The organism is Yoonia sp., from assembly GCF_030731595.1.
Classification (GTDB): Bacteria; Pseudomonadota; Alphaproteobacteria; order Rhodobacterales; family Rhodobacteraceae; genus Yoonia.
Window position 1 is genome coordinate 1 of record NZ_JANQTS010000078.1, and the last position, 12,287, is coordinate 12,287.

The window sequence follows — 12,287 nt, forward strand, 5'->3', positions numbered from 1 at the left end:
TGATCTTGAAATACCCGCCACCGGCCAGCTTCTTGAACTTCACCAGCGCAAAGTCAGGCTCGATCCCTGTGGTATCGCAATCCATGACCAGACCGATCGTGCCCGTTGGCGCGATGACGGACACTTGGGCGTTGCGATAGCCGTGCTTTTCACCAAGGGCCAGTGCTTCGTCCCAAGTAGAAACAGCCAAAGCGACCAACCGCTGGTCAGGACAGTTGGCATGGTCAAGAGGGACAGGCTTGACGTCCAGTTTGTCATAGCCGGTCTTCTTGCCCAATGCGGCCTGACGGTGGTTCTTGATCACACGCAGCATGTGCTTGCTGTTTTTCTTGTAGCCCGGGAAGGCCCCCAGTTCGCCCGCCATTTCGGCAGAGGTGGCGTAGGAGACACCGGTCATGATCGCGGTCAGGGCAGCGCCCATCGCGCGGCCTTCGTCGCTGTCGTAACCCAGACCCATGTTCATCAGCAGACCGCCAATATTGGCATAGCCAAGGCCCAGCGTGCGGAAGTCATAAGACCGTTGCGCGATTTCCTTGGACGGAAACTGTGCCATCATCACCGAAATTTCCAAGGTGATCGTCCAGAGACGGGTGGCATGCATATAGTCTTCGACCTGGAATTCACCGTTCTGGTAGAAGGTCAGCAGGTTCATCGATGCAAGGTTGCAGGCCGTATCATCAAGGAACATGTATTCGGAACAAGGGTTTGACCCACGGATGGCTCCGTCTTCGGGACAGGTGTGCCATGCGTTCACGGTGTCATGATACTGGATGCCCGGATCGGCACAGGCCCAAGCGGCATGCCCGACCTGCTCCCACAGATCGCGCGCCTTGATGATCTTGGCGACTTCGCCGTTGCGGCGGTTGATCAGTTTCCAGTCGGCGTCTTCTTCGACCGCCTTCAGGAAGGCATCGGTCACGCGGATCGAGTTGTTGGAGTTCTGGCCGGAGACGCTGGAATAGGCCTCGGAATCCCAATCGGTGTCGTAGGTCGGGAATTCGATGCTCGTATAGCCCTGTTTTGCATAGTCCAGCACACGCTTGATGTAAGTCTCTGGAATAGCAGAGCGTTTCGCGTCCTTGACGGCCGCGGCCAGCGTTTCGTTGGTCTTTGGGTCATAGGCAGAAGCCTCTGCCCCATCCCATGACTTGATCGCCGCAAAGATCGCATTCAGATAGCGCGAATGCATCTTGGAACCGGCGACGATAGACGCCACCTTTTGTTCCTCGATGACCTTCCAGTTGATGAATTCCTGAATATCGGGGTGGTCGGCATCGACGATAACCATCTTTGCCGCGCGGCGTGTCGTGCCGCCCGATTTGATCGCGCCTGCCGCGCGGTCACCGATTTTCAGGAAACCCATCAGGCCGGATGATTTACCGCCACCCGACAGCGCCTCGCCTTCGCCGCGCAAAGACGAGAAGTTGGTGCCGGTGCCAGAGCCGTACTTGAAAAGACGCGCTTCGCGGACCCAGAGGTCCATGATCCCGCCGTCATTGACCAGATCGTCCGCAACAGACTGGATAAAGCAGGCGTGCGGCTGGGGGTGTTCGTAGGATGAGGCCGATTTTGTCAGCTCACCTGTCTTGTAATCCACATAATAATGGCCTTGGGCCGGACCGTCGATGCCATAAGCCCAGTGCAGGCCGGTGTTGAACCACTGCGGGCTGTTTGGTGCCGCACGCTGGGTTGCCAGCATATAGCGCATTTCGTCAAAATAGGTGCGCGCGTCTTCTTCGGTTGTGAAATAGCCGCCCTTCCAACCCCAATAGGCCCAGGCGCCAGCCAGTCGGTCGAACACTTGCTTGGCGGATGTCTCACCGCCGAAGGTCGCGCCTTTTGCCGGCTCGGAGCGCCACAGGAACGCGGGCACGCCTTTCTCTTTTACTTTTTTCACTTCGGAAGGCACGCCTGCCTTGCGAAAATATTTCTGTGCGATCACGTCGGATGCGACCTGGCTCCATCCGGCAGGAATCTCGCAATCATCCAGCTTGAAAACAATGGTGCCATCCGGGTTACGGATTTCAGATGTCGTCGTCTTGAAGTCGAGCTCTGCGTAAGCGTCCTTGCCGGATTTCGTGAAATTACGATCAATTTTCATTGGATCTGCCCCATTTTTCTGCGCCGTCGTTGCGGCTTATTGTCAACCCCGCCGCTCAAGCGACGCAAACTACGTTTGGAACAAATCTTTTGATGGCGAATGCTTCCCGTACCGATCAAAGATCGGATTAAACAAAACGGTGCCTGTTTTGATGCACCCGCCGATAGAACTGTCCCCGAGCCGACACCACATCTTGTGCTGCGGTTGTCAGCCCGCACAACCTGACGCAACTAGCCCTAGTGGGTCAACGGATTTTTAACACAAAATGCAGATAAAATGAGTTGACGTGTCTTGATTGAAATGGGCGGCAAAGGGACCACCGATTCACCCACAGGCTTGTCCACATTTTGATCGCCGCGCCAATTCAACAGAAAGCGTTAGAGTCAGCAGGTTTAGGGCAAAAGCTTCAGGCAACCTGTGAACAAGGTTAATGGCTTTCGCCTGATTCTTAACCTTGATTAACGTAAGATGAATGACAAATTTGCCACCCGCAATCGGGCCACCAGACGTGTGTCTGATGGGGCGCTCGTCAAGAATGTTGTGAAGTGGTCGGGGCGGAGAGATTCGAACTCCCGACCCTCTGTTCCCAAAACAGATGCGCTACCAGGCTGCGCTACGCCCCGAACCATGGCGGTGTCTTTAGCCCCACCAAACTGATTTGAAAAGCCCTAACCGTCACTCTTTTCGACACAAGGCAAAATAGCATCCGCGCCAAAGCTGGGGTGTTGCATCACATCCCCCGCCGCGATGCCCAAACGGGCGGATAGTCCACCGTTGATCTCAAGGACCATTTGCACGCCATCGCCACCGGGTATCGGTGTCAGATCGCCGGGAACCGCATTCTCATGGATGCGCAGGATTTCACCCGTTGGGCTGGCGAACAGCATATCAAGCGGGATCAATGTATTCTTCATCCAGAAGCTGACAGTTTGCGGACGTTCGTAGACGAAAAGCATACCCGTCAAAGTCGGCATGGCCTCGACAAACATCAAACCGCGGGCACGTTCCGCAGCATCATCGGCAACATCGACAGTAAAGTTGGCCTGACCAAAATCACCGGTGATGGTCACTTTATCGTCGGCGCAAACGGCCCAGAGCGGCTGGGCGAACAAGGCCGCGCAGACCGAGAACACAAGCGCTCTCACTTTGCGGCGGCCTCCCAGCCGATGACCTCTATCGCCATGCGCCCGCGTTCGCCATCAACCATACGCAGCCCCACGGCTTCGCCCGATTGCAAATCAGAAAGACCCGAGCGGCGCAAAACCTCGACATGAATGAACACGTCATCATTGTTGCCAAAGACGTTGGCAAAACCAAAGCCCTTTGCCTTGTCGAACCACTTGACCCGCGCGGGTTCAATCGGTTTGCTTGCAATATCTTCGGGCGTAAATTCTACCATGTCCCGCAAAGGCAAAGTTTCGCTCGTTTCTGGCGGCTTGATGGATAACACTTCGATCGCCTGAAGACCGCGCTGCGTATCCTGCACGATAATCTTGATCGCCGATCCGTCCACGACAGACCCTTGTCCGTAATTACGTAAAACATTTGCATGCAATAAAATATCGGGCCCACCATCATCCGCGATGACAAAGCCAAAACCTTTTGTGGGGTCGAACCACTTTACCTGTCCATTCACCTGCCGTTGTGCGCCGGTGTCCTGCGTGTTCATCTATTCTTCCCTTCGGGCAACAGCCTCGTCCAAGCTGTAACCCCCTTTTTTTCGTTGTCTTTCAAACCGGCATGACTCGTCCAATAACACTCAATCATGACAAAATATGACACTCATGGAGAAAGCCGAATAACGTCCCACTCGGAATCGGCTTTTTTGCGTGACCACCGAAACCGGTCATGCAGTCGAAATGCACCATCTGACCAAAACTCGATTTCCAGAGGTACAATCCGAAAACCGCCCCAAAAGGGCGGACGTTCCGGATCCGAACCCTTTTGTAATGTTACCTTTGCCACGTCCGCAATCAATGACGCACGTGTGTCTAGCGGCTGAGATTGGGACGAAGCCCAAGCGCCAAGCCGGCTCTTGAGCGACCGCGACTTGTAATAGGCATCAGCCTTGGGCCCGTCCTCTTTGCTCACCAGCCCGCGCACCCTTATCTGCCGCGCAAGAGATTTCCAATGCATAACAAAAGCCGCTTTGCCAGATTGCGCAATTTCTTGACCTTTGGCGCTATTGTAATTGGTGTAAAAGACAAATGCGTCCATCTCGATGTCCTTGAGAAGTACCATCCGCACATTTGGCAAACCATCGGCATCCACTGTTGATAGCGCGATTGCATTGGGGTCACTGGGTTCAGTTTCGCACGCGGCATCCAGCCATTGCCGCGCAATGTCAAAGGGGTCTTTTCCCGCAAAAATGCCGTGTCGGTCAGACATTGCTGATCCTTAACAAAACCCCCAATCACAGACTTAGGCATAATTGTAGACAGTGGCAACCATTTTACGAGATTGTTCAGCTACTTGCTGCTTTACTTGCAATCGCCTAAACGGGATGCAAATCAAGAGAAGAACTGCAAAAGGATCAGGCAATGACATCACGGTTAATGGAAGGCAAACGCGGCCTGATCATGGGTCTTGCCAACGATAAGTCGATCGCATGGGGAATCGCCAAAGCCTGCGCCGATGCCGGTGCAGAGCTCGCTTTCTCCTATCAGGGTGACGCCTTGAAAAAACGTGTCGACCCTCTGGCTGCCTCTGTCGGATCAGATATCGTGCTGCCCTGTGATGTGGGCGACGAGGCCTCGATTGACGCGCTCTTTGCGGCACTCGAAACGCGCTGGGGCAAGTTGGACTTTATCGTGCATGCCATTGGTTATTCTGACAAAAATGAATTGCGTGGCCGCTATGTCGACACCACGCGCGGCAACTTTCTGACCTCGATGGATATTTCGGTCTACTCCTTCACCGCCGTCGTTCAGCGCGCGGAAAAGATGATGACCGATGGCGGGTCTTGCCTGACGCTCACCTATTACGGCGCCGAGAAAGTGATGCCACATTATAATGTGATGGGCGTGGCGAAGGCCGCACTCGAGGCCTCTGTGCGGTACCTCGCCGAAGACCTGGGCAAAGACAACATTCGCGTGAATGCGATCAGCGCCGGAACGATCAAGACGCTTGCGGCCTCCGGCATCGGAGATTTTCGTCTGATCATGAAATGGAATGAATATAACTCTCCGCTGCGCCGGACCGTCACACAAGAAGAGGTCGGCAAATCCGCTCTCTATCTTTTGTCTGACCTCGGGAGCGCCGTCACCGGCGAGGTCCTGCATGTGGATGCAGGCTATCATGTCGTCGGCATGAAGGCCGTTGACGCGCCAGATATCACCAAAGAATAGGACAATCCCATGACCGAGCGTCTGCCCCACGAAAAAGGCTTCCACATCAGCTGGGATCAAATCCATCGTGATAGCCGAGCGCTCGCGTGGCGTCTGGACGGACATGGCCCCGACAATGGCGCATGGCGGGCTGTGGTCGCGATCACCCGTGGCGGCATGGCTCCAGCCATGATCGCGGCGCGTGAATTGGACATTCGCACGGTCGATACGATCAGCGTGAAAAGCTACGACCATCAGGACCAGTCAGAGGCAAAGGTCCTCAAGGCGCCGGATGCGGCCCTGATGGGCGACGGCACCGGTATCTTGATTATTGATGATCTGGTCGATAGCGGCAAAACCCTTGAACTGGTGCGCAATCTTTATCCCAAGGCGCATTTTGCAACGGTCTATGCCAAGCCCAAAGGCCGCCCGCAGGTCGATACCTTCATCACCGAAGTGAGCCAGGACACGTGGATATTCTTTCCATGGGATATGGCGCTGCAATATGTAGAACCCTATCGCGGCAAGGATTGATCCGCCTGCTCAGGAAACCACGATGACAGTGCCACGCACCGCAACCACCTTCGCCCCCCCTGTCATGGAGGCCCGCCGCTGGTTGGATGGTGTGATCCTTCCCGACAATCAGCCCTTGCTGAACGTCAGTCAGGCAGCCCCGGTCGATCCGCCCCCTCTGGCCATGCGCGAAGCAATGGCGCAGATGATCCTCAATGACGACGCCGCCCATCTTTACGGGCCTGTGCTGGGTCTGCCAGAGCTGCGCGCAGAAGTGGCCAGGCAATGGACGCAAGGCTATGGCGGTCAGGTCAGTGCAGATCAGGTTGCGATCACGTCAGGGTGCAATCAGGCGTTTGCTGCGGTGATCACCACGCTTTGCACCGAAGGTGACGAGGTCATTGTACCGGTCCCCTACTACTTCAATCACCGCATGTGGCTGGATATGTCCGGCGTGAAAACCGTGCCGCTGACAGTGGGCCAAGGCATGATCCCTGACCCCGGTGAAGCGGCCAAGCTGATCACGCCCAAGACCCGCGCCATTGCCTTGGTCAGCCCCAACAACCCCTGCGGAGTGGAGTATCCCGCCACGGTCCTGCGGGCCTTCGTCGATCTTGCACGCGCCAGGGGCATCGCTTTGATCGTCGACGAGACCTACCGCGATTTTGACAGCCGCGCTGGCGCACCTCATGATCTTTTTTCAGACGCGCAGTGGGATGACACGCTGATCCAGTTGTATTCCTTTTCCAAAGCCTACCGGCTGACCGGTCATCGTGTCGGTGCCGTCATCGCCAGTGCCGCGCGGCTTGCCGAGATCGAAAAGTTTCTGGACACAGTCACGATCTGCCCCAACCAACTGGGGCAACGGGCCGCACTTTGGGGTATGCAGCATTTGGGTGACTGGCTCGCGGGTGAACGACTGGAAATCCTCGACCGGCGCGCGGCCATCAACGACTATTTCCCCGTGCTTGCCGCGCAAGGATGGGAGCTTTTGGGCTGCGGCGCCTATTTTGCCTACGTCAAACATCCTTTTGAGATGTCTTCTGCCGATCTGGCACCGCGCCTTGTCAAAGAAGTTGGCGTGCTTTTGCTGCCCGGCACGATGTTTATGCCCGACGATGTGGCAGGCGGCGAAAGCCAGTTGCGGATCGCCTTTGCCAACATTGACCGCGCTGGTGTCGAGACGCTTTTCAACAGGCTGTCATCACTGTCGCTCTGACCCTTGCGCCCCTGCGTCCAGCCCCTTATTCATGCGCCAATCAGCGGGCGGAGCAGTCGAAGACATGGCAGACAAAAAGAAACCTCGGTACGGCGCATGGATCATCGTGGGCGTTATCCTGCTTGGTCTTGCAGGGTTTGGCACAGGTGGCCTGAGCGGGAACATCCGCAACATCGGCACGGTGGGTGACAAGGAAGTCTCTGTGGCGTCCTATCAGCGCGCGCTGAATGAACAGATCCGCGCCTTGTCTGCCCAGTTTGGCCAGCAGATTACATTCCAGCAGGCCCAGCAATTCGGCCTTGATCAGCGCGCGCTCAGCCAGCTTGTCTTGCTGCGCACCCTCGACAACGAAGCCGCCGCGCTTGGTGTTTCGGTCGGGGATGAACGTGTCTTTGCGCGGCTGCAGGCCATTCCGTCGTTTCAGGGCGCTGGAGGCTTCAACCGCGAGACCTATCGGCTGGCATTGCAGCAATCCGGTCAGACCGCCGCCGAATTTGAAGCTGGCATTCGCGAAGAGGTTGCACGCAGCTTGCTGCAGGCGGCTGTGGTCAGCGGCATCCCGACGCCAGACCCCTATGCCGATGCACTCGTCCAATACCTGAGCGAAACGCGCAGCATTACATGGGCAGCCGTCGGGTCGGATGCGCTCACAGCACCGGTCCCCGGTGCCACGCCAGAGGCACAGCAGGCTTATTATGATGCAAACCCCGAGGCCTTCACCCTCCCCGAAGCGCGCGACATCACTTATGTCTGGCTGACACCGTCCATGATCCTTGACGACATGACAGTGACAGATGCGGCAGTCGAACAGCTTTACACGCAGCGCCTGAGCGACTTCGTCCAGCCGGAACGTCGTTTGGTGGAACGTCTGGTCTATCTGGATCAGGCCCGCGCCGAAGATGCACGCGCCCGTCTTGATGCAGGTGAGGTCACTTTCGAAGAACTGGTCGCCGAACGGGGCCTTGCGCTGACCGACATTGATCTGGGTGACGTCAGCCGCGAGGACCTGCGCGCCGCCGGTGATGCGGTCTTTGCCGCAGAGACGGGCGAAGTGGTTGGCCCCTTCAATTCGACCCTTGGCCCTGCCCTGTTTCGGATGAATGCGGTTCTTGCCGCGCAGGAAACCCCGCTGGAAGAGGCCGCCCCTGAATTGCGTGAAGAACTGGCAGCCGAGGCAGCACGGGAATTCATCAATGACAATACCGACCAGATCATTGATCTGTTGGCGGGCGGTGCGACGATGGCCGACCTTGCCGAACGGACCGACATGCAACTGGGCACAATCTCATGGACACCTGACAACAGCGAAGGAATCGCCTCTTATGATGCTTTCCGGCGCGAAGCTGCCCTTGTCCAAGAGGGCCAGTTTGCCGAGATTTTCGATCTCTCGGATGGCGGCATTTTCGCGCTGACGTTGAATGGAATCACGCCACCGCAGCTCCAACCGCTTGAGGATGTCCGCGAACAGGTCATCGCGGCATGGATGGCACAGGCAGAACAAGAGGCCGTCATCGCCAGAGCCGAAGAGATCGCCGCCGACATCCTGCCCTTGACGGGATTTGAAACACTGGGACTGGTTCCAGTCGTCGAAGAGGGCATGACGCGGCGCAGCTTTATCGAAGGCACCCCTCCGGGGTTCAATGCGCAGATCTTTGAGATGAGCATCGGCGAAGTGCGTGTGATTGATGCCTTGGAGGGTGCGTTGATTGTGCGGCTTGACGATATCGCGCAGCCGGATCTGGCCGATCCAACCGTCGTGGCACAGCGAGATGCCGTCGCAGATACGGCGGCATCGGGCATCGCACAGGATCTTTTTGACGCCTATGCCACGACCTTGCAGCAACAGACCGAACAGAACCTTAACCAAGCGACGATCAACGCGGTCAACGCGCAGTTCCAATAGGCGCACCCATGGCCCTTTTGCCAGACTATGACCACTTTGTCCGCGCCTACGAGGCCGGTGAAAATCAGGTTGTCTATACGCGCATCGCGGCAGATCTCGACACGCCTGTGTCGCTGATGCTGAAACTCTCGGGTGCGGGCAAGAATGCCTTTATGCTGGAAAGCGTGACGGGCGGCGAAGTGCGCGGGCGCTATTCGATCATCGGCATGAACCCCGATCTGGTCTGGGAATGCCGGGGAACCGCATCGCGCGTGAACCGCAATGCCCGTTTTGATGATGCGGGATTTGTCACATCCGAGGATGATCCGCTGACGGCCCTGCGCGGCCTGCTTGCGGAATCGCGCATTGATCTGCCCGCTGACCTGCCTGCGGCCTCTGCCGGTCTGTTTGGCTATCTGGGCTATGACATGATCCGCCTGATCGAGCATCTGCCCGATGTGAACCCCGACCCGCTGGGCCTGCCGGATGCGATGATGCTGCGTCCATCGGTGGTGGCGGTTCTGGATGGCGTCAAAGGTGACGTGATCCTTGTGGCACCTGCCTATGTGAACGCGGGCCTCTCCGCACGCGCGGCCTATGCCCAAGCCGCAGAGCGGGTGATGGATGCGCAACGCGCCCTCGAACGCCCCATGCCCAGTGAAGCGCGCAGTCTGGCAGAGCCCGCAGCAGTCGCCCCACCGCAGTCGAACTTTGCCCATGCCGCCTATCTTGCGGCGGTCGAGAAGGCCAAAGACTATATCCGCGCGGGCGATATTTTTCAGGTGGTTCCGTCGCAGCGCTGGACACAGGATTTTCGTGAACCCCCCTTTGCACTTTACCGCTCGCTGCGCCGCACGAACCCTTCGCCTTTCATGTTCTTCTTCAACTTTGGCGGTTTTCAGGTGATCGGGGCCAGCCCCGAAATCCTTGTGCGGGTGTTCGGTAAAGAGGTCACCATCCGCCCCATCGCAGGCACCCGCCCCCGCGGTGCGACCCCCGCCGAAGACAACGCCAACGAGGCCGATCTGATGGCAGACCAGAAAGAACTGGCCGAGCATCTGATGCTGCTTGATCTGGGCCGCAACGACACCGGCAAGGTCAGCAAGATCGGCACCGTGCGGCCGACCGAACAGTTCATCGTCGAGCGCTACAGCCACGTGATGCATATCGTCTCCAATGTCGTGGGTGAATTGGCCGATGATCAGGATGCGCTCAGCGCGTTCTTTGCGGGGATGCCGGCGGGCACCGTATCAGGTGCGCCCAAGGTCCGCGCAATGGAGATCATCGACGAGCTTGAACCCGAAAAACGCGGTGTTTACGGCGGTGGCTGCGGTTATTTCAGTGCCAACGGTGACATGGACATGTGCATCGCCCTGCGCACAGCCGTCTTGCAGGATGAAAAGCTTTATATTCAAGCGGGTGGCGGCGTTGTCTATGACAGCGACCCCGAGGCCGAGTATCAGGAAACCGTCCATAAATCGAATGCGATCCGCAAGGCCGCAGCAGATGCCACGATGTTTCGCGGCAGCGGCAACTGAGTTTCAAGCGGCGTCAGACGATTACTCGTCTTGCGCCAAGAGGATCGCAGAGGTTGGCGCAATCAAGAGCGTCTGGGTATCAATATCTGAAGACCAATCCGCCAATACGGCAAGCGTTTGCGGCGTCAGACGCCCCAGTAGTACCGCCGCACCGGTTTGACGGGCCCGAAATGCAGATTGATCCAGCGCCCGAGTCATCGCGCCCGCATCCTCGCCCGCACCATCGAAATCCCGCAGGATCGTTGCGACCGGAACGCTCTCTTGGCCAGCCACCCGCAGGGCGTTGCCCAATCCGCGTTGCACAGAGACAAAACCACGCCCCTCGGCCGCCAGTATCTGCATCACTTGCGTTGTGACACGGCGATCATCCTGAAGCGTACCGGTGCCATCGGAAAACAGCACTGTCGCTTCCGGCACGATGCCAAAGGCAGCCTCGAATGCGACTTCGACATCGGTCGGTTGCGCACCAGCGGGCAATGACAACTGCACGGCCACTTCCGCTGCCGCAGCACGATAGATCGCCGCGCGACTGCCCGCATTTTCAGCAAGCGCATCCACCACGATTGTTGGAGAAAAGGGCAAAGCGGCGATGGCTTGCGCCATGTCCGACATCGCCCCCTCGTCCAGCAGAATGACGGAAATCAGCGGCAGGTTTTCCGGATTCTCGAACGGGGCAGCAAAGCGCAGCAAAGCAGGTGCATCCGCTGGAACCGTATCCGCGTCAACGGCCTCTGCTGCATCATCCAGCGGGGCCGCGGGAACTGCGCCCGGTCTGTTGATCCGGACCGCAGGACCTGGCTGCGTCGCAGGCTCCGCCCCTGCGTCCTGCACTGTTTCAGTGACAACCGGCGCAGGCTCGGGCGTGAAGACTTCGGGCATCTGTGCAACCTCTGCAATCAGCGGCGCGGGCGTCTCGGCCACCGGCGCAGGCGCAGGCGCAGGCGCGGCCTGAGCTTGCGCAGGCACGTCAGCCACAGCATTACTTTCGCTGTCCACAGGGGTCTCGATCGGGGATGGTTCCGGTGCGGCCTCTGTGATGACAATCAGCGGGGCTTGTGTCTCTTCCGGCGTAGCTGCGGCAGTGGTCTGTGTTTCATTCTCTGCTTCGGGCGCGGCCTCGATGACCAGCGGGACCGGCGCATCGGCAATGCCCGCATCCAACAAAGGGGCTTGCGGCGCTGCATTTTGCACATCCAAGGTGGAGGGGGCCTGTGGCACAGCGCCGGCAATCGTCGCATCAGCGCGTGGCGCAAGCTCTGGCTCCGCCGTATCTGCGGGCAGATCAAGTGCCGTATCCACTTGTGCTGTTTGCGGTGGCGCAACGGGTGCTGTGGTGATTTCCGGCGTGGTCTCCTGGGCGACGGGCTCTGGAACTCGCGGGGAAATCGGGGCGAACTGCGGCGCTTGTTCCTCAGCCACAGTGACCGAAACCGACGGTGTCGGGCTGTCGACAGTCAACGATGGTGCAACCAGTTGCGGCGCAGGTGGCCCCTCGGCAAAAATGGGCTGTTCGTTGATCAATGAGACAAAGCTCAGGATGACACCGCCAAGTACGACTGCCCAAAGCGTGCCCTTTATGAAGCCTCGTATCAAATCTAAAACCCCGTAGTTCCGCCTTGACGCCGCGCTGCGCCCTGGCCCATGTATAAGCGGTCTTATACCGTCCTCTTGTCCACAGACGGTAGCCCCTTTTTCCACCTGCGCGGGA

At 58.0% G+C, this 12,287-nt stretch carries 10 protein-coding genes and 1 tRNA gene; 5 read left to right on the top strand and 6 right to left on the bottom strand.

What is annotated here, in order from left to right; all coding sequences use genetic code 11:
• The 5 genes from NWQ23_RS08555 to pdxH all read right to left on the bottom strand — a co-directional run.
• The coding region (locus NWQ23_RS08555; RefSeq protein ID WP_306165865.1) for an adenosylcobalamin-dependent ribonucleoside-diphosphate reductase at window positions 1-2,101 on the bottom strand (2,101 nt) is incomplete at its 3' end.
• A gap of 546 nt (window positions 2,102-2,647) precedes the next feature.
• Window positions 2,648-2,724, bottom strand: a tRNA-Pro gene (locus NWQ23_RS08560).
• Between the two features lie 45 nt (window positions 2,725-2,769).
• Window positions 2,770-3,246: a DUF192 domain-containing protein gene (locus tag NWQ23_RS08565; RefSeq protein WP_306165866.1), complete on the bottom strand. Its 477-nt coding sequence runs from the start codon at window positions 3,244-3,246 to the stop codon at window positions 2,770-2,772.
• Window positions 3,243-3,770 (bottom strand): cold-shock protein, encoded by a 528-nt coding sequence (locus tag NWQ23_RS08570; RefSeq protein ID WP_306165867.1) that lies wholly within the window; start codon window positions 3,768-3,770, stop codon window positions 3,243-3,245. The genes NWQ23_RS08565 and NWQ23_RS08570 overlap by 4 nt, the downstream gene beginning before the upstream one ends.
• A gap of 113 nt (window positions 3,771-3,883) precedes the next feature.
• Window positions 3,884-4,489 carry a pyridoxamine 5'-phosphate oxidase gene (gene pdxH / locus NWQ23_RS08575; RefSeq protein WP_306165868.1) on the bottom strand — a complete coding sequence of 202 codons (606 nt, stop codon included), beginning with the start codon at window positions 4,487-4,489 and terminating at the stop codon, window positions 3,884-3,886.
• 152 nt (window positions 4,490-4,641) lie between these two features.
• On the opposite strand from pdxH, the gene fabI reads away from it, so the two are divergent.
• From fabI to trpE, 5 genes are read left to right on the top strand one after another with little or no spacing between them, the layout of a single operon-like run.
• Window positions 4,642-5,448 carry an enoyl-ACP reductase FabI gene (gene fabI / locus NWQ23_RS08580; RefSeq protein WP_306165869.1) on the top strand — a complete coding sequence of 269 codons (807 nt, stop codon included), beginning with the start codon at window positions 4,642-4,644 and terminating at the stop codon, window positions 5,446-5,448.
• A 9-nt stretch (window positions 5,449-5,457) separates the two neighbouring features.
• Entirely contained in the window at window positions 5,458-5,961 is a 504-nt protein-coding gene (gene gpt, locus NWQ23_RS08585) for a xanthine phosphoribosyltransferase (RefSeq protein WP_306165870.1), read from the top strand.
• Window positions 5,962-5,983: 22 nt separating this feature from the next.
• A complete protein-coding gene (locus NWQ23_RS08590) occupies window positions 5,984-7,159 on the top strand; it encodes an aminotransferase (RefSeq protein ID WP_306165871.1) in 1,176 nt (391 codons plus the stop codon).
• A gap of 31 nt (window positions 7,160-7,190) precedes the next feature.
• The gene (locus tag NWQ23_RS08595; RefSeq protein WP_306165872.1) at window positions 7,191-9,062 is read left to right on the top strand and encodes a peptidylprolyl isomerase; all 1,872 of its coding nucleotides are present in this window, start codon (window positions 7,191-7,193) and stop codon (window positions 9,060-9,062) included.
• An 8-nt stretch (window positions 9,063-9,070) separates the two neighbouring features.
• Window positions 9,071-10,579: an anthranilate synthase component I gene (gene trpE / locus NWQ23_RS08600; protein ID WP_306165873.1), complete on the top strand. Its 1,509-nt coding sequence runs from the start codon at window positions 9,071-9,073 to the stop codon at window positions 10,577-10,579.
• 21 nt (window positions 10,580-10,600) lie between these two features.
• On the opposite strand, the gene NWQ23_RS08605 is transcribed toward trpE, so the two are convergent.
• The gene (locus NWQ23_RS08605; protein WP_306165874.1) at window positions 10,601-12,172 is read right to left on the bottom strand and encodes a divergent polysaccharide deacetylase family protein; all 1,572 of its coding nucleotides are present in this window, start codon (window positions 12,170-12,172) and stop codon (window positions 10,601-10,603) included.
• Window positions 12,173-12,287: the final 115 nt, after the last annotated feature.